Origin of the sequence: uncultured Aquabacterium sp. (assembly GCF_913773725.1) — a bacterium.
GTDB lineage: Bacteria > Pseudomonadota > Gammaproteobacteria > Burkholderiales > Burkholderiaceae_C > Aquabacterium.
The window spans coordinates 23391-46426 of record NZ_CAJYGK010000043.1 but is presented as its reverse complement, the minus strand read 5'-3'; the positions used below and the strand labels follow the sequence as shown (position 1 = coordinate 46426).

Below are 23036 nucleotides of genomic sequence, written 5' to 3'. Positions count from 1 at the left end.
TCCAACTCGGGGCGGGCCAGCATGTCGCGCAATTCGGGCTGACCGATCAGGATGATCTGCAGCAGCTTGCGCTCGCTGGTCTCCAGGTTGGTCAGCAGGCGCAGTTGCTCCAGCACCTCGGCCGACAGGTTCTGGGCCTCGTCGATGATGAGGACGTTGTTCTGCCCGACCGCATGGGTGCGCAGCAGGTACTCGTTGAGCGGATCGATCAGGTCCTTGACGGTGGGATCGCCCCCGCCCGGATGCGCCCACGGCACGCCGAACTCCTCGCACACCGAGCGCAGCAACTCTTCGACCGTCAGCTTGGGGTTGAAGATGTAGGCCACGTTGCAGCGCCGGGGCACCTGCTCGAGAAATGCCCGGCACACCGTGGTCTTGCCCGCGCCGATCTCGCCCGTGAGCAGCACGAAACCGCCACCGCCGTTGACGCCGTACAGCAGGTGCGCCAATGCCTCCCGGTGGCGCTCGCTCATGAAGAGGTAGCGGGGATCGGGGGCAATGGAAAAGGGCTCGCGCTTCAGGCCGAAGTGAGAGGCGTACATGCCGCCAAGGATAACGGCTTGCGCGGCCAGGACGCGGTGCGGGTCAGCGCCGCGCGATGGCGAGGACGGTGCGGCAGATCAGCCGCACGTCCAGCCACACCGAGGCCTGGTCCACATAGGCCGCGGCCAGCGCCAGCTTGTGCGGCAGCACCTCGTGGATGTAGGCGTGCTCGGGGTCGGGCGCGCGCGCCAGCACGGCGCTTTCGTCACGGTACTCGATCGAGGCGATGTCGGTGATGCCGGGGCGCACCGACAGGATCTTGTCGCGCAGGGCGGCGGGGTAATGCGCGACATAGCGGGGCACCTCGGGACGCGGGCCCACCAGGCTCATCGTGCCCTGCCACACGTCGATCAACTGGGCCAGCTCGTCCAGCTTGCTGGCCCGCAGGAAACGGCCCACCCGCGTGATGCGGCGGTCGGCCCCGACGGTGATCTGAAGGCCCTGGCCCGCTGGCTCGTGCCGCATGGTGCGGAACTTGTGGATGTGAAACAGGCGGCCGTGACGGCCCACGCGCTCCTGGCGAAAGAAGACCGGCCCGGGCGAGTCCAGCTTCACCGCCAGCGCGATCAAGAGCAGCACCGGGCCGAGCACCAGCAGCCCCAGCCCCGCGCCGAACAGGTCGAACAGCCGCTTGCCCGTCGGCCCGGCCCTCACCTCGCCCGCCTTGTCGCTCATCTCCTCGCCCATCGCACGCTCAGCCCGTGATCCTGCGCCAGCGCCTCATCCGCGGCCGAAGGCGCGGCGCACCGAGGCCACCACGCGGTCCACATCGGCCTCGGTCATGCGCGTGTACAGCGGCAGGCTGACCATGCGCTCGTAGGCCTTCTGGCTGTGCGGGAAGGACTCGGGTTGCAGCGCGTAGCGCTCTTTCCAGTACGGGTGCAGGTGCAGCGGGATGTAGTGCACGCTCACGCCGATGCCATCGGCAAACAGGGTCTCGATCAGCTGGTCACGGGTGATGCCGGCGTCGTCCTTCAGGCGCACCACGTACAGGTGCCAGGCGTGCAGGTCGCCGGCATGCACCGGCCGGGGCGGCAGGATCAACGGCAGGTCGGCCAGCGCGGCGTCGAAGCGCTGCGCCAGGGCCTCCCGTTTGGCCTGAAAACCCTGCACGCGCTTGAGCTGGTGCAGGCCCAGGGCCGCCGCGATGTCGGTCAGGTTGTACTTGAAGCCGGGCGCGACGATCTCGTAATACCAGCTCGGCACCTTGGCCGTGAAGCGGTCGAAGGCATCGCGGTTGATGCCGTGCAGACGCATGACCTTGGCCCGCGCTGCCAGCTCGCTGCTGCGTGTGACCAGCATGCCGCCCTCGCCCGTCGTCATCGTCTTGTTCGCATAGAAGCTGAACACGATGGCATCGGAGCCGTGCGTGCCGATCAGCCGACCCTTCCAGGTGGTCGGCAGCGCATGGGCCGCGTCTTCCACCACCTTCAGGCCGTGGCGACGCGCGATGTCGGCGATCGCATCCATGTCGACGGCCAGGCCCGCGTAGTGCACCGGCATGATGGCCTTGGTGCGCGGGGTGATCGCGGCCTCAATCGCGGCCGGATCGATGTTCAGCGTGGCGGGGTCGATGTCGACCAGCCTGACGTCGGCCCCCAGGTAGCGCACGACCTCGGCGGTGGCGGTGAAGGTGTGGGTGGTGGTGATGACCTCGTCGCCCGGGCCGATGCCAAGCGCCTCCAGCGCCAGGTGCAGCCCGGCCGTGGCCGAGTTCACGGCAATGGCGTGCAGCCCGTCTTCACCCAGGAAGGCGGCGAAGTCCTGCTCGAACTGGCGCGTCTTCGGCCCGGTCGTGACCCAGCCCGAACGCAGCGCATCGACCACTTCGGCGATTTCCTCTTCACCGATCTCCGGCAACGCAAAAGGCAGGAAGGGCAGCTTGGTGTCAGACGAGCTCATCAGGTGATCCTGTTTGTTCCGCGAACGCAGCAGAAAGAAAAGACAAAGAAGGGCAGACGGTCATCGGCCTGCTCACCGCGTGAGCCGGCCAAACGCCGGATCGGGTCGACCGCGCACGACGGCATCCCACCACCCGCGCAGGGAACCGAGCCCGTAGCCGATCTGGTAGGCCCCGATCACATCGGGCAGATGCCGCAGCAGCGCCCATCCCTGCTGGCGCGCGATCGCGAGGCTGACGGCACTGACGGCGGCCCCGTACACCACGCACAGACCCATCAGCGCCACCGAGGACAGCAGGGTGACCCAGCCCAGCACGTCGGATGCGCGCGTGCCGGCGGGCGGGGCCCAGGCCAACAGCGCGGCTGCCCCCGCCAGCATGACGAGCAGCGCCAGCAGCAGCGCGCCCACGAACAGCCCCGGCACCAGGTGGCGCAGCGCCGCCGGCTGGCCGTGCTTCTTCATCACGAACGGCTTCCAGTAGCCGTACTGACGATACTGACGGAACACATCGGCCTTGCTGGCACGCGGCACATAGGTCGAGCGGATGCGGGCCGACTGCCAGATGCGCCCACCACCCCGGTGGATGCGCAGGTTGTGCTCGTCATCCTGGTTGCGCACCAGCTGCTCGTCGAAACCACCGAAGCGCGCGAACGTGGTGCGCGGCCAGGCCCCGAGGTAGACGGTGTCGACCTCGCCCTCGTAGGCCAGGTCGCGCGAACGCGCGCCGCCGGCCACCCAGCGCGACTGGAAGGCCGCCGCCACCGCCCGCTGCACGACCTGGCCAGAACCTGGAGCCGCCTCGGCCTTCCATGGCCCGCCCACGTTGTCGGCACCGGTGCGCTGCCACGCAGCCAGGCACTCGGCGATGTAGTCGTCGGCGTACACGGTGTGCACGTCCAGGCGGACGATGAAGTCGCCGCGCGCCCGCTCGATGCAGCGGTTCAGGCCGCACGAGACGATGCGACCCGGGTTGTCGATCATCACGAAGCGCGGATCGGTGGCGCACCACGCTGCCAGGCGCTCGCGTGTGCCGTCGTCGCTCAGGCCATCGGCCACCCATACCTCGAGCGTCCAGCCGGCAGGCACGGCCTGGGCCGCCACGCTGCGGCAGAAGGCCTCGATGTGGTCGCGCTCATTGCGGCAGGGCACGATGACGGAAACAATGGGCATGGCGGACGGCAGAAGAAAACGGCCTCAGCCGCGAGCCGGCGCCGAGGCGCGGGGCCCCTTGCACACGGGCTGCAGCAGCTTCAGGTACAGGCGCCACATCGCGTCCATCTGGCCGCGGCGCGAGGCCTCGCGCTCGATCAGGGTGCGGTTGTGCAGGCCCATGGCGGCGGTCAACGCAGGCTGGTCATGGGCCTGTTGCAGCGCGGCGCTCACCGCTGCGACATCACGCACCGGCACGATCCAGCCCCCGCGCGCGTCCAGCCACTGCCGGTTGGCGGGCAGGTCGGTGGCGATCAGGGGCAGGCCGCAGGCCATCGACTCCAGCACGGACACCGACGTGGCGTCGCTCGTGGGCACCGACAGGCTCACCCTGCTGCGCTGGATGGCGTCGACCATGGCCTGGTCACCCACCCGACCGTGAAACTGCACCTGATCGGACAGACCGAGGCCGGCGACCTGCGCCTTCAGCGCCTCGGCCATCGGCCCGCCACCCAGCAGGTGCAAACGCGCGCCCGCCGCCGGCCGGGCCTGCACGAAGCGGGCAAAGGCCTCGATGAGCACGTCGATGTTGTAGTTCGGTTCCCAGCTGCGCAGGCTCACCACCTCGAAGCCCTCCGCCGGCGTGCCCGGCACGAAGCGGTCGGTGTCCGCACCCCACAGGATCTGGTGGCAGGCGGCCTGCGGGTGGTAGCGCGCGATGGCGTCGAGCATGTCCATCGAATCGGCCGTGATGAGGTCGGCACGGCGCAGCGACCAGGCCACGATCAGCCGCATCAGGCGGCTTTCACGGGGGGTGACCAGGATGTCGCTGCCCCATGCGGTCAGCGCCAGCGGCACCTTCAGCCCGCACGCCGCGGCCCACATGCCGTACGAGGTGACGTAATGCCCGTGAACCAGCGTGGGCTGGAAGCGCCGCGCCAGGTCGGCGGCCACGCGGCGCACCTCGGGCAGGGCCAGGAACCAGCCCGGCTTGTCGCCGCCCGGCCGGATGGCGATGACCTCGCGCGCACCCGGCACCTCGGCCGGCTGGCGCGTCACGACCACGGCTTCGGCACCCCGCTCGACGGCCGCGGCCACCCAGCGGCGCGTGTGCACGCTCGCCGCATCGGCAAAGAACAGGATGCGCACCGGGCACGCGTTCATGGGCGCTCCTTGGCCACCGCGCCATCGGGCACGTCGCCCCCCAGCGCGCGACGCAGGTTGTCCAGCCCCGCCCAGCGGGCGTACACGTCGTGCAGTTCAGGGTGGCGCCGCAGCACGTCGCGGTCCAGTTCGCGGGTGTCGCCCAGCACCACGGCCGGCTTGCCGTGGGCCTGCGGCCCCACGATGGCGAAGTCCGGCACTTCGCCGGAAACAAAGCTGTAGCCCTGCACGATCACGCCCTTGCCGATCTGGGTGCCCGGCGCGATCACGCTGTGCGGGCCGATGAAGCTGTAGGCCCCGATGCGCGTGGCGCGGCGCACGTAGCCGGCCGGATTCGGGTCATGGATGTAGCGTCGCCCCATGACCCGCACTGCGCGGTGGCTGGAGTGACTCAGGATGGCCACGTGGCTGGTCACCTGGACGCCCTCCTCGATCTCCAGGCCGTTGGAGCCGTCCAGCCGGTTGAAGTGGCCGATGAAGACGTGGTCGCCCAGCCGCAGCCCGGACAGCCCTTCCAGGCAGCTGTGGGTGCTGACCCGCGTGTGCGGGCACAGCCGCCCGTCCGGATGGCGCCAGCCATAGACGATGCGCGGTCCGGTGAAGACCGACAGCAGGCGGACCAGGAAATGCTTGAGACGCAGGCTCAGGACGGACATGGGCCGGTATTGTCCCCGATCAGGCCGCATGGCCAGAAGCGGGCACCCGGGTGAGGGACGGCGTCCACAGCGCCCGCACCGGCAGGCCCGCGTGGCGCAGGAACACCCCGTATGCCACGGTGATGGCCAGGAGGTAGCCCACGGTGGACGACACCCCGGCCCCCAGGGCGCCCCACCGGGGCACCAGCAACAGGCCGAGCCCGAAACTCACGGCCAGCGACAGGCCCGCGATGCCCCCGGACAGCTGCGGCCGCCCCAGGTGGTTGGTGTAGAACGCCGACAGGCTGGAGGCCGCCGCGTACGCCGCCACCCCGGGCAACAGGGCCGCCAGCGGCAGCAGGGAGGCGCCATAGGCCTCCCCCATCACGGCAGGCAAGGCCCACCAGGCACCAGCCAGCAGCACAGGCGCCGCCAGCACGGTGGCCAGCACGTTGATGCGCACCGCCTGCACCGTCATCGCGGCGGCCACGCGCACCTCCGGGTGGCCGATGCGGGCATAGGCCGACACCGTGACCGACGAGGACAGCAGCCACAACAGCTCGGCCACCGTGACCGCCACCGAGTAGGTGCCGGCCGAGGCCAGGCCATGAAAACGCTCGACCAGGAACAGCGAGGCACGGTAGTTCAACAGGCTGATGACGTTCGTGACCCCGATCGTCGCGACAAAGCCCGCGTCGTGCCACCAGCGGGGCTGCGGCCGCCAGTAGTCCGTCAGCCGCGATGCCGACAGTTCATCGGCCACCCGGGCATCGCGCCGGTCGGCGTCCCGCAGCGCGCGGAAGGCCGTGACCACCGCCACCAGCGACTTGCCCGTGACCCATGCCGTCAGCACCAGCACCACCATGGGGGCGCTACGCTGCGAATCGCCCTGGATCCACCAGGCCCCGGCCAGCCCGATCAGCACGGTCGCGGGCGCCGCCACCTGCGCCACATTGATCGGCCACATCCGACCTTCGCCCAGCCACAGGCCTGTGGCCGTCGGCACCAGCAGCAGAAAAGGCGCCGCCAGCGCCAGCAGCCACAGTTGCGAATAGGGGGAGGTGGTGGCCCACCAGGACACGGCCACCAGCACCAGCGACGCCAGCGCGCCCAGCCCGACGGCCGCGCGCAGCACGCCCCGGAGCATCGGCAAGGCCCGCGCCGGTGCGCCCTGCCGTGCGCCCTCCAGCGCACCGGCCTGGCGCGACATCTGCCGCGCCAGCCACAGCCCGAGACCGGAAAACAGCGTCAGCAAGGCCGACTCGACGGCCACGAACAGCGCAAAAGCCCCCTGCACACGCGGCCCCTGGCGGGCCACCAGCACGGTGATGGCCAGCCCGAGCGACACGATCAGCAGCTTGGCCACCAGGTTGCCCAGCGCCGCGCGGGGCACGGCCTGCCACACCTGTTTCAGGGCCGCCAACCGACCGGACGGCGGTGAATCTTGAACAGACATGGCCCCATTGTCGCGCAGGGTTTCATACAATCGAGGGTTTGGCCTGAGTCGCACCTGCGGCTGCGGCCCCTCCTCCAACGCAGCGCCCGCCCGAACCATGAGCACGCCCCACTCTCACGACACGCACGCCTCACCCGCCGACACCCTGGTGGACACCAACAAACTGGTGGCCGAGCGTCGCGAGAAACTGGCTGCCATCCGCGCCCAGGGCGTGGCCTTCCCGAACGACTTCAAGCCCGCTGACCGCGCCGGCGCCCTGCACGCTGCCCACGACGGCACCGAGGCCGAGGCCCTCGAAGCCCAGGCCGTGAAGGCCAGCGTCGGCGGCCGCCTGATGCTCAAGCGCGTCATGGGCAAGGCCTGCTTCGGCACCCTGCAGGACGCCACCGGCCGCATCCAGGTTTACGTCACGCTCGACAACGTCGGTGCCGACGCCCTGAACGCCTTCAAGCACTGGGACCTGGGCGACATCCTGGGTGCCGAGGGCACGCTGTTCAAGACCAAGACCGGCGAACTGTCGATCAAGGTCACGTCCATCCGCCTGCTGACCAAGGCCCTGCGCCCGCTGCCGGACAAGTTCCACGGCATGACCGACCAGGAGCAGAAGTACCGCCAGCGCTACGTCGACCTCATCGTCGACGAAGACTCGCGCGCCCGCTTCATCGCCCGCTCGAAGGGCATTGCCTCCATCCGCGCCTTCATGGTCGACAACGGCTTCCTCGAAGTCGAAACGCCGATGATGCACCCCATCCCCGGGGGCGCGAACGCCAAGCCCTTCATCACCCACCACAACGCGCTCGATCAGGAGATGTTCCTGCGGATTGCGCCGGAGCTGTACCTGAAGCGCCTGGTGGTGGGCGGCTTCGAGCGCGTGTTCGAGATCAACCGCAACTTCCGCAACGAAGGCGTGTCGGTCCGTCACAACCCCGAGTTCACGATGATGGAGTTCTACGCGGCCTGGTGGAACCACCGCGACCTGATGGACTTCACCGAATCCATCCTGCGCCACGCGGCCATCGCCGCCGTGGGCACCGCCAAGCTGACGTATGGCGGCAAGGAGGTCGACCTCGAATCGCCCTTCCAGCGCCTGACGGTGCGCGACTCGCTGGTGAAGTACGCCGGCCTGACTGAAGCCGAGGCCGACAACGCCCAGGTGCTGCACGACAAGCTGAAGGCCCTGGGCGAAGAGCCGCCCGCCCGCTGGACGCTGGCCGAGCTGCAGTTCGGCCTGTTCGAAGCCGCGGTGGAAGAGCAGCTCTGGCAACCTACCTTCATCATCGACTACCCGGTGGAAGTGAGCCCGCTGGCCCGCGCCTCCGACGCCGACCCGAGCATCACCGAGCGCTTCGAGCTGTTCATCACCGGCCGCGAATACGGCAACGGCTTCTCCGAGCTGAACGACCCCGAAGAGCAGGCCGCCCGCTTCCAGGCCCAGGCCAACGCCAAGGACGCCGGCGACGAGGAAGCCATGTACTTCGACGCCGACTACATCCGTGCGCTGGAATACGGCCTGCCCCCGACGGGCGGCTGCGGCATCGGCATCGACCGCCTGATGATGCTGCTGACCGACGCACCGAACATCCGCGACGTGATCCTCTTCCCCGCGCTGCGCCGCGAGGCGTGAGGCCCGAAGGCCAGGCAGGCGCCCTCACCGCCTGGCCCTCCGCCCACCAGCCCGCCCCTGCTCCGTGCCCTCCGCTTCGCCCCTGAGCCTGCTCCGCCGACTGCCCGCGCCGCTCCTCAACGGCCTGGGCATCGGCGCCGGGCTGCTGCTGTGCACCGGGTTGATCGCGCCGCTGTGGGGGTTGCCGGCCGCCGTGGCCGCCTCTTCCGGTTATGGCGCGGTGGGCGTGGCCGACACCGTGGTCACGGCGCGCAGCAAGCCGGCCGCGATGCTGCCTGCCATCGCGGGCAGCCTGCTGGTGTCGCTCCTGGTGGCCCTGACCCACGGCCACGCCGTGGCCGAAGCGCTCACCGTGCTGGCCGTGACCTTCGGCGCCCTGCTGTGGACCGCCTGGGGCAAGCGTGGCATGCCGCTCAGCTTCGTGATGATCCTGTCGCTCATCTTCCAGATGGCGGCATTCCGCGAGGTGCCCATGGACCGCGTCGCGGCGCTGAGCCACCTGGGGTGGGTGGCCGCGGGGGCGGCATTCATGGGCCTGTGGGCCCAGCTGTGCGCCGTGGCGCTGGCACGGCGCTACCGCACCCTGGCGCTGGCCGAGAGCCTGCACAACCTCTCCCGGCTGATCCGCACGCAGGCCCGCTGGACCCGGGACCGCGCCGAGCCCGACGCCCGCACCAGCAGTCAGCAGGATCTGCTGAGCCTGATCCGACAGCAGGCCGCGCTGGCCGATGTGTTCCAGAGCGCGCGAGACCTGCTGTACGACGGGGCCACCCACGACGCCTCCGCGCGCCGCCGCCGCGAGATCGACACCCTCATCCACGTCGTGAACCTGCGCGACGTGGTCTTGGCGTGCCAGCTCGACATCGACCAGCTGCCCACCTCGCCCTCGACCCGGACGGCTCTGCTGCGTCTGGCGCATTTCCTGAACTGGCACGCCGACCGGGTCGCCGACCTGGCCCTGGCCGTGCGCCTGGGCGAGCCCGCACCGCCCGCGCCACAAGCACCCACCCTGCTGGCCCCCGAGGACAGCCGGGCGCTGCAGTCCCTGGCACGCCGGGCCGGCCATCTGCATGAACACGGCCAGGCCCTGCGCCGCGCCGCCGAGGGCACCGCACCCGGACCCCACCCCGAGGCACCGCTGCTGACGTCGCTCGTCTCGCCGGTGTCGTGGTCGCTGCCCGTGCTGCGCCGGCAACTGCACCTGGGCGCGCCGACCCTGCGCTACGCATTGCGGGCCACGCTGGCCATGGCCTGCGCGCTGTGGCTCAGCCACCACCTGCCCTGGCACAGCCACCCGCACTGGCTGCTGCTGACCGTGGCCGTCGTCATGCGCGGCAGCCTGGAGCAGACCCTGGCCCGCCGCGACGCGCGGGTCATCGGCACCCTGCTCGGCTGCGCCGTGGCCTCGCTGCTGCTGTCCCTGCCGCTGGGCATGGCAGCGCGCTTTGCCGTGCTGGCCCTCAGCATGGCCCTGGCGCACGCCTACGTCCTGCGCGATTACCGCATCACCACCACGGCGGCAGCCGTGATGGCGCTGCTGCAGGCCAAGATGTTCGCCACCGGGCCGCATGCCGTGTGGCTGGACGCGGCCGAGCGCCTGGCCGACACGCTGATCGGCGCCGGCCTGGCCTGGGGATTCAGCTATGTGCTGCCCTCGTGGGAACGCGCCCAGCTGCCCGCCCTGACACACCGGCTGCAGCAGGCACTGCGCCGCTACGCCCACCACGTGCTGCACTGGCAGCAGGGCTCCGCCCTGGCACCCGAGCGCACACACGCCCGGCGCGAGGTCTACGACGCGATCTGGATGCTGGCGCAGGCCCTTCAGCGCACCGTGCGCGAACCCACCTACGCTGGCAGCCGCTCCCCGCACCTCGAGGCCCTGCTCATCCGCAGCCACCGGCTCATCAGCCAGCTGGCGGTCGTGCGCATCGTGCTCACCCACCGGCAGGGCGACCTGCACGGCCCCACCGCCACCAGCGCCATCGAGCGCACCGAAGCCGCGCTGTGTGCCTGGCTCAGCGACGACCCTGCCGAGCGGCAGCACCGCGCGCCTGCGCCCCTGGCGGCCGCCACGCCCCACCAGGACGACGGCGTGCTCGTCTCGCATGCCCTGCCCGAGCCCCAGGGCGACCCGACCCCCTGGCTGCTGCGCCGGCTGACGCAGATCGAGGCCGAAGCCGCAGCCTGGGCCGACGCCGCCGACGGGGTGGCCCGGACACGCTGAGCGGGCTGCCGCGGCCCGACGCAACCCCGAGACTTCCCCGAGGCCGGCACCCGGCCTCCCCCTGGCATCATGGAATGGTTCCCGACAGAACCACCCCTGCCGCATGCCCTCGCCCGCCTCCCGCTCCCACACCGGTGTCTGCAACCTCTGCGAAGCCATTTGCGGGCTGCGCTTCGAGGTCGAGGGCGACGGCCCCGCGGCCCGCATCACGCAGATCCGCGGCAACCCGGACGACCCCCTGTCGCGCGGCCACATCTGCCCCAAGGCCGTGGCGCTGAAGGACCTGCACGAAGACCCGGATCGCCTGCGCCAGCCCGTGCGTCGCGTGACCGGCGCCGACGGTCAACCCCGTTTCGAGCCCATCTCGTGGGACCAGGCCTTCGACCTCGTGGTGGATGGCCTGGTGCGCGTGCGCGAGCAGCACGGGGCGAACGCCGTGGCCGTCTACCAGGGCAACCCCAACGTCCACAACTGGGGCAACATCACCCACGGTCACCTGTTCTTCAGCCAGCTGCGCACGCGCGCCCGGTTTTCCGCCACCTCGGCCGATCAGCTGCCGCACCACGTCGTCGCGCACTGGCTGTACGGCCACCAGCTGGCCATCCCCATTCCCGACATCGACCACACCCGCTTCATGCTGATCCTGGGGGGCAACCCGCTGGCCAGCAACGGCAGCCTGATGACGGTGCCCGACGTGCGCGCCCGCCTCAAGGACCTGCGCGAGCGCGGCGGCAAGCTGGTCGTGCTCGACCCGCGGCGCACGGAAACGGCCGCGGTCGCCGACGAACACCATGCCATCGACCCGGGCAGCGACGCGGCCTGGTTGCTGGCGGTGCTGCACACCCTGTTCGAAGAAGACCTCGTGCGGCCGATGCACCTCACCCCCTTGCTGGACCAGGTTGATGCCGTGCGGCGGGCGGTGCAGCCGTTCAGCCCGGAAGCGACCGCACCCCACACCGGCATGGACGCGGCCACCACCCGGCGGCTCGCCCGCGAACTGGCCCAGGCCGAGGGGGCCGTGGTCTACGGGCGCATGGGGGTGTCCACGCAAGCGCACGGTGTTGTGTGCCAGTGGGCGATCCAGGCCATCAACCTGCTGACCGGCAACGTCGACCGCGAGGGCGGCGCCCTGCTGACCAGCCCCGCGCTCAACCTGATCGACATGAAGCTGATGGGCCCGGGACACCTGGGCGCGTGGCACAGCCGCGTGCGGGGCGCACCCGAGTTCAGCGGAGAGCTGCCCGTGTCCGTGCTGGCCGAAGAGATGCTCACGCCCGGCCGAGGACAGATCCGGGCCCTGGTCACCGCCGCCGGCAACCCGGTGCTGTCCACCCCGAATGGACGACAGCTCGACACGGCGCTCGCGCAACTCGACTTCATGGTGTCGGTCGACTTCTACATCAATGAGACCACCCGACACGCCGACGTCATCCTGCCGCCCACCTGCTTTGTCGAGCACGACCACTACGACCTGGTCTTCCTGCACCTGGCTGTGCACAACGTGGCCCGTTACAGCCCCCCGATCGTGGCGCCGGCCGACGGGGCGCTGCATGACTGGCAGATCTACGCCGAACTGGCACGCCGGTACGCCCGCCGCGCCTGGGCGCTGGAGCGGGGCGGCATCCGCCAGCGCCTGGCCGGCCTGCTGACCCGGGGCCTGGTCGGTCGGCTGCCACCGCATCGCCTGCTGGACCTGGGGCTGCGTCGGGCAGGCGGACGGGTGACCTTCGCCCAGCTCAAGGCCCGCCCGGATGGCGTGGACCTGGGTCCGCTGCGGCCCTCTCTCGTCAAGCGGCTCGAGCAGCGCCGCCGCCGCATCCGCCTGCTGCCCGAACCGGTCCGGCGCGAACTGGCGGCACTCACCGATCTGTTCACGCGGGCCGCGCCCCCCGAACCGGGCGCAGACGGTCGCCCCGCCCTCAAACTCATCGGCCGGCGCGACGTGCGCTCCAACAACTCGTGGATGCACAACAGCGCGCGGCTCGTTTCCGGCAAGCCGCGCTGCACCCTGTGGATCCACCCGGATGACGCGGCGGCCCGGCAGCTGCGGGATGGCCAGACCGTCACCGTGCAAGGACGAACCGGGCAGGTGAGCGTGCCGGTGCACATCACCCCGGACATCCGGCCCGGGGTGGTCAGCCTGCCCCACGGCTGGGGGCATGACCGGCCCGGCGTGGCCCTGACGGTGGCGCGCGCCCACCCCGGCGCCAGCATCAACGACCTGACCGACGACCAGCTGACCGACCGCATCAGCGCCAATGCGGCCTTCAGCGCCGTGCCCGTGGCCGTGTACGGCTGCCCCCGACGCCCGCACGGGCGGTCCCGAACAGCGACAATCCGGGCATGAGCACCGAGGACATCGCCGCCACCGCGGCCCGCATCGTGGTCGAAGAAGGCCTGGAGTACGGTCAGGCCAAGCGCCGCGCCGTCAAGCAGCTGGGCCTGGGCAGCCGCGCGCCGCTGCCCGACAACGACCAGGTGGAATCGGCCGTCTTCGAGTACCTGTCCATCTTCTGCGCCGACACCCAGCCAGCCGAGCTGCGGGCCCTGCGCGAGCTGGCCGCCGTGTGGATGGAACGGTTGTCGGAGTTTCGCCCCCATCTGACCGGTGCCGTGTGGCGGGGCACCGCCACGCGCCTGAACGACATCCACCTCCAGCTGTACTGCGACGACAGCAAGTCCGCCGAGATCACGCTGCTCAACAAGGGCGTGGACTACGACGTCGGCAGCGTGCCCGGCCCTCGAGGCAGCGAAGTCGACCGCCTCAGCCTGACCATCCCCTGCCCGGCCCTGGGTGAACCCATCGGCCTGCACCTCACCATCCTGGACGCAGACGACCTGCGGGGCGCGCTGAAACCGGACGCCCGCGGCCGGACCGATCGCGGAGACCTTCAGGCCCTGACCCGACTGCTGGCCGAGCCGGCCACGCCCGATGCGGCGACCAACTCTTTCTGACTTTCTGCCCCCTGATGTCCGACACGCCGACTCCCCCCTCCCCCCCACCGGAAACACCTTCGTCGACACGGCGTCGCACCCTGCTGTTCGCGGCGGCCGGCCTCGGCGCCACCGGCCTGGGTGCCTGGTGGGCGACCCGGTCATCGACCCCCGCGGCAGGCGCTGCTCCGGATGCGGCCCTTGCCGGAGCGGATGGCGACCTGCTGCCGGATGGCTTCTGGCAGCATCAGTTCGAGCAACCATCGGGCGGCCCGCTGGACTGGGCCGCCCTCCAAGGCCGGCCGCTGCTGATCAACTTCTGGGCCACCTGGTGCCCACCGTGCGTCAAGGAGATGCCCGAACTCGACCGCTTCCACGAGGCCTTCGGACCCCGCGGCTGGCAGGTGGTCGGACTGGCCATCGACGGGCCGACACCCGTGAGAGAATTCCTCGGCCGCACCCCCGTGCGCTTTCCGATCGGCCTGGCCGGCATGGACGGCACGGACCTGGCGGCCTCATTGGGCAACACGGCAGGGGGGCTGCCGTTCACGGTGCTGGTCGATGCGCAGGGCCGCATTCGTCAGCGCAAGATGGGCGCCACCCACTACGAGGAACTGGCGGCCTGGGCGGGCGCCATCGCGTGAACCGGGCCGGACCGACGCTGAAACCGACACGTTGAACGCGCCGCGCTTACCACAAGTCACGAACTTTGCAATGACTTGATTTGCGCTTATTTGCCCCTAAAATCCGCCTACTTTCATTTTCTTGGCCGGCCCCTCAAACGGTGGTTTGAAAACCACGCGAGGGGCGGACCAACCGAGCATGCAGATTCTTGTTCTCCACGGCCCGAACCTCAACCTGCTGGGCACCCGTGAACCGCAGGTCTATGGTGCCACCACCCTGGAGCAGATCAACGCCGGACTGGTCGAGCATGCCGCCACCCGGGGTGCCCGGCTGGACACGTTCCAGAGCAACCACGAAGGCGTGCTGATCGACCGCGTGCATGCGGCACGGACCGACGGCACCCAGTTCATCGTCATCAATCCCGGCGCGTTCACGCACACCAGCGTGGCCCTGCGCGATGCCTTCGCCGGCGTGGCCCTGCCCTTCATCGAAGTGCACCTGTCCAACGTCCACCGGCGCGAGCCATTCCGACACCACTCCTATTTTTCCGACCTCGCCGAGGGCGTGATCGTGGGATTGGGGGCGGCGGGCTACCGGCTGGCGGTGGACGCCGCCCTGGACCGCCTGGGTGCCCCACCTGCCCAGCCTCAAGGCTGAACCTTCTTTACCCGTCCGGGAGCCCAACCCGTCCCCGGACCACGCATCACACACGGGCGTACCCCGCCCGACGCATTTGCTGGAGAGAGCCAACATGGACTTGCGCAAACTGAAAACCCTGATCGACCTGGTGTCGGAATCCAATGTGTCCGAACTGGAGATCACCGAGGCCGACGGCAAGGTCCGCATCGTGAAGGCCGGCGCCCAGCCGGTGGTGATGACGATGCCGGTCGCCCAGCAAGCCGTGGCCGCCGCCCCCGCTGCGGCCGCCGCTGCCCCGGCTGCTGCAGTCCCGGCCGCCGAAGCCGCGCCGGCCGCCCCGGTCGAGACCGGCCATGTGGTCAAGTCGCCGATGGTCGGCACCTTCTACCGCGCCTCGTCGCCCGGCGCCAAGGCCTTCGCCGAAGTCGGTGACACCGTCAAGGCCGGCCAGGCCGTCTGCATCATCGAAGCGATGAAGATCATGAACGAGATCGAGTCCGACAAGGACGGCGTCATCTCCAAGATCCTGGTCGAGAACGGCCAGCCTGTCGAATACGGCCAGCCCCTGTTCATCGTCGAATAAGGGCGCGCCCATGTTCAAGAAGATCCTCATCGCCAACCGCGGCGAGATCGCGTTGCGCGTGCAGCGCGCGTGCCGCGAGATGGGCATCCAGTCGGTCGTCGTCTACTCCGAAGCCGACCGCGATGCCAAGTACGTGAAGCTGGCCGACGAGGCCGTGTGCATCGGCCCGGCCCCTTCGGCGCAGAGCTACCTGCACATGCCGGCCATCATCTCGGCCGCGGAAGTGACCGACGCCGAGGCCATCCACCCCGGCTACGGCTTCCTGTCGGAAAACGCCGACTTCGCCGAGCGCGTCGAGCAGTCCGGTTTCACCTTCATCGGCCCCACGCCCGAATCGATCCGCCTGATGGGCGACAAGGTCTCGGCCAAGCAGGCCATGATCAAGTCGGGCGTGCCCTGTGTGCCCGGTTCGGACGGCGCCCTGCCCGACGACCCGAAGGAAATCATCCGCATCGCCCGCTCGGTGGGCTACCCGGTGATCATCAAGGCCGCCGGCGGCGGTGGTGGCCGCGGCATGCGCGTGGTGCACACCGAAGCCGCGCTGATCCACGCCGTGCAGACGACGAAGGCCGAGGCCGGTGCCGCATTCGGCAACCCCGAGGTCTACATGGAGAAGTTCCTGGAGCATCCGCGTCACGTGGAAATCCAGATCCTCGCCGACCAGCACAAGAACGCCGTGTGGCTGGGTGAGCGCGACTGCTCGATGCAGCGTCGCCACCAGAAGATCATCGAAGAGGCGCCGGCCCCCGGCATCCCCCGCCGCCTGATCGAGAAGGTGGGCGACCGCTGCGCCGCCGCCTGCAAGAAGATCGGCTACCGCGGTGCGGGCACCTTCGAGTTCCTCTACGAGAACGGCGAGTTCTACTTCATCGAGATGAACACCCGCGTGCAGGTGGAGCACCCTGTCACCGAGCTGACCAGCGGCGTCGACATCGTCCAGATGCAGATCCGCGTGGCCGCCGGCGAGAAGCTGCCCTTCACGCAACGCCAGATCGAATCGCGCGGTCACGCCATCGAGTGCCGCATCAACGCCGAAGACCCGGTCAAGTTCATCCCGTCGCCGGGCCGCATCACGATGTGGCACCCGCCGGGCGGCCCCGGGGTGCGCGTCGATTCGCACGCCTACACGAACTACTTCGTGCCGCCCAACTACGACTCGATGATCGGCAAGATCATCGTGCACGGTGACACCCGCGAGCAGGCCCTGGCCCGCATGCGCACCGCGCTGTCGGAAACCGTGGTCGAAGGCATCCAGACCAACATCCCGCTGCACCGCGAGCTGATGGTCGACGCCAAGTTCATCGAAGGCGGCACCGACATCCACTACCTCGAAAACTGGATGGCCGCGCGCAAGCGTTGAGCGGCCTTTCCCTGCAGCACCGACATGCCCCTGTTTGAACTCACCCTGCTGGCCAAAGAGGCCGAAGTCGACACCCTGAGCGACGCGCTCATGGAGGTCGAGGCCCTGTCCGTCTCGGTCGAAGACGCCGACGCCGACACCGAGCACGAAGAGGCCCTGTGGGGTGAGCCCGGCATGCCGGTGCCGCGCGAGGCGTGGCAGCGCTCGACGATCAAGAGCCTGTTCCCGAGCGAGACCGAGGCGCTGGAAGCCGTCACGCTGATTCTGGCCCAGGAATGGGCCGCCGACATCCACGTCCAGGGTATCCAGCCCGTGGACGAGCAGGACTGGGTGCGCCTGACCCAGTCGCAGTTCCAGCCCGTGCCCATCACCGACATGTTCTGGATCGTGCCGACCTGGCACGAGGTGCCGGCCGCTGCCACCGTGGCGATGCGACTGGACCCGGGCCTGGCCTTCGGCACCGGCACCCACCCGACCACCCGCATGTGCCTGAAGTGGATCGCGCAGAACGCGTCGGCCTACCAGGGCCAGACCGTGCTCGATTACGGCTGCGGCTCGGGCATCCTGGCCATCGGCGCGCTGCTGCATGGCGCAAAGTGGGCCGATGCGGTCGACATCGACCCGGCCGCGGTCGAGGCCACGCTGGCCAACGCCGAAGCCAACGTCGCCCACCTGAAGGATGCGAACGGTGCCCTGCCGCTGCTGGTCGGTCTGCCCGATCTGGTGGGCGCGGCGAAAGGCGCCTACCCCGTGGTGCTGGCCAACATCCTGGCCACCCCGCTGAAGATGCTCGCGCCGCTGCTGGCCGGCCATGTGGCAGCCGGTGGTCATCTGGTGCTGGCCGGCATCCTGGCCCGCCAGGAGCAGGAACTCAAGGACGCCTACGCCGAGGTCGGCCTGCAGTTGCAGGTCGCCAACGCGGAAGAGGGCTGGATCCTGATGACCGCCTGCAAGGCGGCGTGAATCCGGCCAAAACGGTGGCATAAACGAAGGCGTCATGAGCCTCGCCACCCGTTGCACCCACTGCGGCACCATCTTCAAGGTCGTTCAGGACCAACTCAAGGTCTCTGAGGGCTGGGTGCGCTGTGGGCGCTGCAACGAGGTCTTTCACGCGATCCCGACGCTGTTCGACCTCGACACCGAACCGCCCCCGCCGCGCAGCACGCCGGCCAGCCCCGCCGCTTTCCCTGCTGGCAGCAGCGCGGCGGCCACGCCCGCAGCCGCGCCCCCGACGCAGGCTGCGCCCTTCCAGGAAGCCGAAGACCTGCCGGCCTTCCTCACCCGGCGCAGCGCAGACACCGCCCCACCGGCGTTCGAACCCACGGAGCCTGCTGGCATCGTGGCCGACCTGCCCGCCGACGTCACGGCGCCGCCACCCGACACCGTGCCGCCCACCTGGCCGGCCGCAGACGAGCTGTTCGAGCAGCCCATGCCCTGGCGCGACACCCCGCGCTTCGAGGCGGCCCCGCCCGAGCCACCTCCGCGCCCCGCCGCCACCGATTTCGAACTGGACACCGCGGTGGCCCTGGTGCCGGATGCCGATGCGCCCGCAGACGAAGCCGGGCCCGCACAGGCCGCCCCAGCCGACATGGTCTCCTCAGCCGAGGCGGCCACGCGGGGCCCGCGTGACGACGACGAGGTTCCGCGCACCGACGAGTCCGACGCGCTGGATTCGCGCTTTCTGATGCCCTCGCGCAGCGACCGCAAGGCGGCCTTCCGCCGGCGGCACGGCCCCGAATTCGCCGACGCCCAGTTCCCCAACGACGCCCTGCTGGATCTGGACGACGAATGGGGGCTGTCGGAACCTGCCCTGTCCGACGAAGCCCAGGACCTGCCCGCAGCGGCGCCGTCGCAGCCAGCGCCGGCTGCGTGGCGGGAAGGCGTCGAGCCCGCGGCACTTGCCGGCGAGACGCAGGAGCCGTCCGCACCCCGCACCGGGGCCGAGGCGCTGTCCGAGCCGCCCCTTGCCCCTTCGGCGCCACGCCCCCCGCAGGCCGGTGACAGCGACTTCGTGCCCGAACAACCGGTGCCGCCGCCGAGCCAACGCCGGGGACGCAGCCGGCTGCGTCTGCGCGAGCAGGCGCCGCCCACGCCGGGGTTCATGAAGCAGGCCCAGCGGCGGGCCTTCTGGCGGCATCCGGCCACACGGGCCGCCCTGGGTGGCGCCACGGTGGCCCTGGTGCTGGCGCTCGGCCTGCAGCTCACACACCAGTTCCGCGACCTGATTGCCGCCCACCACCCGGACACCCGTCCGCAGCTGCAGCAATGGTGCGACCTGGTCGGCTGCCGGCTGGCGCCGCCCCTGCGCCTGGACGACCTGCAGGTCGAGAGTGCCACCCTCGTGCGCGCCACCTCCGAAGGCGCCGAGCGCTACCGGCTGGCGGTGGTCGTGCACAACCGCGCGCGCATCGGCCTGGCCTGGCCCCACATCGACCTGACGCTGACGGATGCCAACGGCGCGGTCATCGCACGGCGCGCCTTCGCCCCCCGAGAGGCCCGCTGGCTGGACACGGCGGAGCCGCGCACGGACAACCCCCGCAGCCTGGTCGCCTCCGGCCCGCTGCCCGAGGCCGTGCCGCCGGGGCACAGCACCACGCTGTTGTGGGACCTCAAGGTGAGTGCACTGAGCCCGGCCGGCTACACCGCCGAGCTCTTCTATCCCTGATACGCTTTCAGGCTTTGCACTTTCTCGGAGAAGACGATGTCCGTCCTGATCTGCGGCTCCCTGGCCTTTGACACCATCACCACCTTCCCTGGCCGCTTTGCCCAGCAGATCCTGCCGGAACAGGTCCACATCCTGAACGTGTCCTTCCTGGTGCCGTCGCTGCGCCGCGAATTCGGCGGCTGCGCCGGCAACATCGCCTACAGCCTGCATCAACTCGGCGGCGCGCCGGTGGTGATGGCCACGCTGGGCAGCGACGGCCTGCCCTACCGCCAGCGCATGCAGCACTGGGGCGTGCGCATGGACCACGTTCGCACGGTCGATGACAGCTACACCGCCCAGGCCATCATCATCACCGACCAGGACAACAACCAGATCACGGCCTTCCACCCCGGGGCGATGCAGCAGGCCCACATCCAGCGCATCGACGCCGACCCGACGATCCAGCTGGCCATCATTGCCCCCGATGGCCGCGACGCCATGATCCAGCACGCCGAGCAGCTGCAGGCCGCCGGCATCCCCTTCGTGTTCGACCCGGGCCAGGGCCTGCCGATGTTCGACGGCGACGAGCTCAAGCGCTTCGTGTCGCAGGCCACCTGGGTCGCCGTCAACGACTACGAAGGCAAGATGCTGGCCGAACGCACCGGCCAGAGCCTGGCCGAGCTGTCCAGGTCGCACCTGAAGGGCCTGATCGAGACGCTGGGTGCCGAGGGCTGCAACGTCTGGATCCAGGGCGAGAAGACCCATGTGCCCGGCGTCAAGGCCGACGCCGTGGTCGACCCCACCGGCTGCGGTGACGCCTTCCGCGGCGGCCTGCTGTACGGCCTGTCGCAGGGCTGGGACCTGGTGAAGTCGGTGGCACTGGCCAACCGCATCGGCGCCATCAAGATCGCGGCGGCCGGCCCGCAGAACTACAGCCTGGACCGCGCCGCGCTCGGCCTCTGAACCGCGGCGGGCAGGGCAGCCCCTCGCCCGGCGTCAGCCGCCTCCCCCGCGCGGGTGGGGCGGGTGGCGCGGGCCGGTTTTGGCCCGATGATGGCGGCCCCGATCACCGCTTCGGAGCCCTGTCTGTGTTCTCGTTCCTGACCTTGGCCGGTGGGTCGCGCACCTGGCTGCGCCGCCTCTGGGCTTCCTGGGCACGCCCCGCCGTGCAGGCGGCCGTTGCCCTCTCGACGGCCACCTCCGGCCACGCCGCCCTCTTCGGCCTGGGCGGCAGCACCAGCCTCGACACCCATGCTGGCCTGACGCTGGCGACGTGGAACCTGGAATGGCTGATGAGCCCCGCGGTGCACGAGGAACTGTCGGCGCGCTGCGTGCGCCAGCAACCGGCCAGCCGCGAACGCGCCCTGCCCTGCACGCCGGGCCGCACCCCGCCGCCACGGCGCTCTCTGGCCGACCTGGACGCCCTGGCGCACCACGCCGATCGCCTGCGCCAGCGCGAGCAGGTCGATGTGGTGGCGCTGCAGGAAGTGGACGGCCCCGAGGCCGCCCGGCTCGTCTTCCGGCAAGGCTGGCGGGTGGACTGCTTCGTGCAACGCGCCCACCCGCAAAAGGTCGGCTTTGCCATCCGTGAGGGCCTGCCCTACCGCTGCAACGGCGACCTGGCTGCCCTGGATGTCGATGGCACCAGCCGAGCCGGCGCCGACATCAGCCTGTGGCCCGGCACCCCGCGCGAGGTGCGCGTCCTGGCCGTGCACCTCAAGAGCGGCTGCTTCACCGGCAAGCTCGACCGCAGCTTCGCCCCCTGCCAGCGCCTGCAGCAGCAGGTTCCGGTGGTCGAGGCCTGGATCGACCAGCGCGTGCGCGAGGGCGTGGCCCTGGCCGTGTTGGGCGATTTCAACCGCCACCTGGCCAAGGACGCCCGCTTTCCGGCCGGCCCGGACGAGCGGGCACCACTGAACGTCATCCAGGCCTGGAGCGACCAGCAGCCGCCCGGCGCCGACCTGCTGCGCGCCACCGAGGGCCAGCCTTACCTGCCCTGCGACGCACAGGACACGCACAGCCAGTACATCGACGACATCCTCATCGACCGCCGACTGGCCGACAGAAACGCAAACAGGCGCTTTGCGCGCCTGTCTTATGACCCGCGGGAGCAGGGTCGGATGCTGTCCGACCACTGCCCCCTGATCTGGTCGCTCAGACCCTGATCCACCGGCCGCGGGTCAGACGGGCGATGGATCCAGCCATCAGGCCTTGCCCTGCGAAGCCACGGCGGCCGCGGCCTTGGCGGCGGCTTCGGCGTCACCCAGGTAATAGCTCTTGATGGGCTTGAGGTCGGCGTCGAGTTCGTACACCAGCGGGATGCCGTTGGGGATGTTCACGCCCACGATGTCGGCGTCACCGATGTTGTCGAGGTACTTCACCAGGGCACGGATCGAGTTGCCGTGCGCGGCGATGACGATGCGCTGACCGGCCTTGATCGCCGGGGCCAGCGTGTCGTTCCAGCACGGCAGCACGCGGGCCACGGTGTCCTTCAGGCACTCGGTCAGCGGGATCTGCTCCGGGTTCAGCTTGGCATAGCGCAGGTCCTGGCGCTGGCCACGCGGGTCGTTGGCTTCCAGCGCGGGCGGCGGGGTGTCGTAGCTGCGGCGCCAGATCAGCACCTGCTCGTCACCGTACTGCTTGGCCATGTCGGCCTTGTTCAGGCCCTGCAGGCCGCCGTAGTGGCGCTCGTTGAGGCGCCAGTCCTTGACGACCGGCAGCCAGGTGCGGTCCATCTCGTCCAGGCAGTAGTTCAGCGTGTGGATGGCGCGCTTGAGCACCGAGGTATAGGCCACGTCGAACTCGTAGCCTTCGGCCTTGAGCAGCTTGCCCGCGGCCATGGCCTGCGAGATGCCGGTGGGGGTCAACTCCACATCGGTCCAGCCGGTGAAGCGGTTTTCCAGGTTCCAGGTCGATTCGCCATGGCGAATCAGCACGAGCTTGTACATGTGGTCGTCCCGAGTGAAGGTCAGCTCGCGATTTTATAATCCGCCGCTGCCCGCGCCACCCTGGTCTGCGGGAACCTGAACCGGCGCCCCGCGCCTTGAAAGAACACACGCATGTCGACCTCCTCGAGCTTTCTGGCAGACAACTGGTACTGGATCGTGGCCGCCGTGGGCTCGGGCGGTGTGCTGCTGTGGCAGCAGATCCAGGGCGCGGCCAGCAGCGGCGTGACCCCTGCCGCCGCGGTGCAACTGGTCAACAAGGAAAAGGCGCAGCTCATCGACGTGTGCGAACCGGCCGAGTTCGCCGCCGGCCACGCGGTCGGCGCCAAGAACGTGCCGCTCGGACAGATCGGCACGGCCAAGGGCCTGCCTTCGAACAAGAAGACGCCGCTCGTGGTGGTGTGCGCCACCGGCATGCGCGCCGGCAAGGCCACGGCCGAACTCAAGAAGCTGGGCTACGAGAACGTGCAGCCGCTGGCCGGCGGCCTGAAGGCCTGGCGCGAAGCCAACCTGCCGGTCGAGAAAGCCTGATCGGAGCGGGGGGAGTCATTCCCCACTGCCCGGGCGGTCTTGCACTCAGCCGCACAATGCGAGGGAGCCAACTCCAACG

Annotated in this window: 21 protein-coding genes; 13 read left to right on the top strand and 8 right to left on the bottom strand. The window is 70.0% G+C overall.

Features of this window, described 5'->3' with window-relative positions; genetic code table 11:
* The 7 genes from QZ709_RS05055 to QZ709_RS05025 form a co-directional block, all read right to left on the bottom strand.
* Positions 1-542, bottom strand: a 542-nt coding sequence (locus QZ709_RS05055; protein ID WP_294636216.1) for an AAA family ATPase, incomplete at its 3' end; no start/stop codon positions are given.
* Positions 543-585: 43 nt separating this feature from the next.
* On the bottom strand, positions 586-1230 hold the full coding sequence (locus QZ709_RS05050) for a sugar transferase (RefSeq protein ID WP_294636215.1): 645 nt from the start codon (positions 1228-1230) through the stop codon (positions 586-588).
* Positions 1231-1263: 33 nt separating this feature from the next.
* On the bottom strand, positions 1264-2445 hold the full coding sequence (locus QZ709_RS05045; protein ID WP_294636214.1) for a DegT/DnrJ/EryC1/StrS aminotransferase family protein: 1182 nt from the start codon (positions 2443-2445) through the stop codon (positions 1264-1266).
* Positions 2446-2517: 72 nt separating this feature from the next.
* Positions 2518-3615, bottom strand: coding sequence for a glycosyltransferase family 2 protein (locus QZ709_RS05040; RefSeq protein WP_294636213.1), 1098 nt, complete (start codon positions 3613-3615; stop codon positions 2518-2520).
* 24 nt (positions 3616-3639) lie between these two features.
* Positions 3640-4758, bottom strand: coding sequence for a glycosyltransferase (locus QZ709_RS05035; RefSeq protein WP_294636212.1), 1119 nt, complete (start codon positions 4756-4758; stop codon positions 3640-3642).
* Complete coding sequence (locus tag QZ709_RS05030; RefSeq protein ID WP_294636211.1) at positions 4755-5414, bottom strand: acyltransferase; 660 nt, start codon at positions 5412-5414, stop codon at positions 4755-4757. Before QZ709_RS05030 ends, QZ709_RS05035 begins: the two co-directional genes overlap by 4 nt.
* 19 nt (positions 5415-5433) lie before the next feature.
* Positions 5434-6849 (bottom strand): teichoic acid transporter, encoded by a 1416-nt coding sequence (locus tag QZ709_RS05025; RefSeq protein WP_294636210.1) that lies wholly within the window; start codon positions 6847-6849, stop codon positions 5434-5436.
* Between the two features lie 97 nt (positions 6850-6946).
* Between QZ709_RS05025 and lysS the strand changes: the two genes are divergently transcribed.
* The 12 genes from lysS (at position 6947) to QZ709_RS04965 (ending at position 21646) form a co-directional block, all read left to right on the top strand.
* On the top strand, positions 6947-8473 hold the full coding sequence (gene lysS, locus QZ709_RS05020; protein ID WP_294636209.1) for a lysine--tRNA ligase: 1527 nt from the start codon (positions 6947-6949) through the stop codon (positions 8471-8473).
* A 64-nt stretch (positions 8474-8537) separates the two neighbouring features.
* Complete coding sequence (locus QZ709_RS05015; RefSeq protein WP_294636208.1) at positions 8538-10697, top strand: FUSC family protein; 2160 nt, start codon at positions 8538-8540, stop codon at positions 10695-10697.
* A 103-nt stretch (positions 10698-10800) separates the two neighbouring features.
* Positions 10801-13044: a molybdopterin-dependent oxidoreductase gene (locus tag QZ709_RS05010; RefSeq protein ID WP_294636207.1), complete on the top strand. Its 2244-nt coding sequence runs from the start codon at positions 10801-10803 to the stop codon at positions 13042-13044.
* Positions 13041-13652 (top strand): hypothetical protein, encoded by a 612-nt coding sequence (locus QZ709_RS05005; protein WP_294636206.1) that lies wholly within the window; start codon positions 13041-13043, stop codon positions 13650-13652. The genes QZ709_RS05010 and QZ709_RS05005 overlap by 4 nt, the downstream gene beginning before the upstream one ends.
* A gap of 14 nt (positions 13653-13666) precedes the next feature.
* The gene (locus tag QZ709_RS05000; protein ID WP_294636205.1) at positions 13667-14275 is read left to right on the top strand and encodes a TlpA disulfide reductase family protein; all 609 of its coding nucleotides are present in this window, start codon (positions 13667-13669) and stop codon (positions 14273-14275) included.
* 178 nt (positions 14276-14453) lie between these two features.
* Positions 14454-14912 (top strand): type II 3-dehydroquinate dehydratase, encoded by a 459-nt coding sequence (gene aroQ / locus QZ709_RS04995; protein ID WP_294636204.1) that lies wholly within the window; start codon positions 14454-14456, stop codon positions 14910-14912.
* Positions 14913-15006: 94 nt separating this feature from the next.
* A complete protein-coding gene (accB, locus tag QZ709_RS04990; RefSeq protein WP_294636203.1) occupies positions 15007-15477 on the top strand; it encodes an acetyl-CoA carboxylase biotin carboxyl carrier protein in 471 nt (156 codons plus the stop codon).
* 10 nt (positions 15478-15487) lie between these two features.
* Positions 15488-16837 (top strand): acetyl-CoA carboxylase biotin carboxylase subunit, encoded by a 1350-nt coding sequence (accC, locus tag QZ709_RS04985; RefSeq protein WP_294636202.1) that lies wholly within the window; start codon positions 15488-15490, stop codon positions 16835-16837.
* Positions 16838-16867: 30 nt separating this feature from the next.
* A complete protein-coding gene (prmA, locus tag QZ709_RS04980; protein WP_294636217.1) occupies positions 16868-17800 on the top strand; it encodes a 50S ribosomal protein L11 methyltransferase in 933 nt (310 codons plus the stop codon).
* Positions 17801-17834: 34 nt separating this feature from the next.
* Complete coding sequence (locus QZ709_RS04975; protein ID WP_294636201.1) at positions 17835-19502, top strand: DUF3426 domain-containing protein; 1668 nt, start codon at positions 17835-17837, stop codon at positions 19500-19502.
* A 36-nt stretch (positions 19503-19538) separates the two neighbouring features.
* Positions 19539-20444, top strand: a complete 906-nt coding sequence (locus QZ709_RS04970) for a carbohydrate kinase family protein (protein WP_294636200.1) — start codon at positions 19539-19541, stop codon at positions 20442-20444.
* 125 nt (positions 20445-20569) lie between these two features.
* Positions 20570-21646 (top strand): endonuclease/exonuclease/phosphatase family protein, encoded by a 1077-nt coding sequence (locus tag QZ709_RS04965; protein ID WP_294636199.1) that lies wholly within the window; start codon positions 20570-20572, stop codon positions 21644-21646.
* Between the two features lie 39 nt (positions 21647-21685).
* On the opposite strand, the gene gpmA is transcribed toward QZ709_RS04965, so the two are convergent.
* Positions 21686-22429, bottom strand: a complete 744-nt coding sequence (gene gpmA, locus QZ709_RS04960; protein ID WP_109037562.1) for a 2,3-diphosphoglycerate-dependent phosphoglycerate mutase — start codon at positions 22427-22429, stop codon at positions 21686-21688.
* Positions 22430-22540: 111 nt separating this feature from the next.
* Between gpmA and QZ709_RS04955 the strand changes: the two genes are divergently transcribed.
* Positions 22541-22957, top strand: coding sequence for a rhodanese-like domain-containing protein (locus QZ709_RS04955; protein WP_294636198.1), 417 nt, complete (start codon positions 22541-22543; stop codon positions 22955-22957).
* Positions 22958-23036 lie beyond the last annotated feature (79 nt).

Coding starts and splice junctions, on each gene's coding strand:
- QZ709_RS04955 (WP_294636198.1), top strand. CDS start 22,541: ATGTCGACCTCCTCGAGCTTTCTGGCAGACAACTGGTACTGGATCGTG.
- QZ709_RS05040 (WP_294636213.1), bottom strand. CDS start 3,615: ATGCCCATTGTTTCCGTCATCGTGCCCTGCCGCAATGAGCGCGACCAC.
- lysS (WP_294636209.1), top strand. CDS start 6,947: ATGAGCACGCCCCACTCTCACGACACGCACGCCTCACCCGCCGACACC.
- accC (WP_294636202.1), top strand. CDS start 15,488: ATGTTCAAGAAGATCCTCATCGCCAACCGCGGCGAGATCGCGTTGCGC.
- QZ709_RS05045 (WP_294636214.1), bottom strand. CDS start 2,445: ATGAGCTCGTCTGACACCAAGCTGCCCTTCCTGCCTTTTGCGTTGCCG.
- gpmA (WP_109037562.1), bottom strand. CDS start 22,429: ATGTACAAGCTCGTGCTGATTCGCCATGGCGAATCGACCTGGAACCTG.
- QZ709_RS05010 (WP_294636207.1), top strand. CDS start 10,801: ATGCCCTCGCCCGCCTCCCGCTCCCACACCGGTGTCTGCAACCTCTGC.
- accB (WP_294636203.1), top strand. CDS start 15,007: ATGGACTTGCGCAAACTGAAAACCCTGATCGACCTGGTGTCGGAATCC.
- QZ709_RS05035 (WP_294636212.1), bottom strand. CDS start 4,758: ATGAACGCGTGCCCGGTGCGCATCCTGTTCTTTGCCGATGCGGCGAGC.
- aroQ (WP_294636204.1), top strand. CDS start 14,454: ATGCAGATTCTTGTTCTCCACGGCCCGAACCTCAACCTGCTGGGCACC.
- QZ709_RS05005 (WP_294636206.1), top strand. CDS start 13,041: ATGAGCACCGAGGACATCGCCGCCACCGCGGCCCGCATCGTGGTCGAA.
- QZ709_RS04970 (WP_294636200.1), top strand. CDS start 19,539: ATGTCCGTCCTGATCTGCGGCTCCCTGGCCTTTGACACCATCACCACC.
- QZ709_RS05030 (WP_294636211.1), bottom strand. CDS start 5,414: ATGTCCGTCCTGAGCCTGCGTCTCAAGCATTTCCTGGTCCGCCTGCTG.
- QZ709_RS04975 (WP_294636201.1), top strand. CDS start 17,835: ATGAGCCTCGCCACCCGTTGCACCCACTGCGGCACCATCTTCAAGGTC.
- QZ709_RS05000 (WP_294636205.1), top strand. CDS start 13,667: ATGTCCGACACGCCGACTCCCCCCTCCCCCCCACCGGAAACACCTTCG.
- QZ709_RS05025 (WP_294636210.1), bottom strand. CDS start 6,849: ATGTCTGTTCAAGATTCACCGCCGTCCGGTCGGTTGGCGGCCCTGAAA.
- QZ709_RS05050 (WP_294636215.1), bottom strand. CDS start 1,230: ATGGGCGAGGAGATGAGCGACAAGGCGGGCGAGGTGAGGGCCGGGCCG.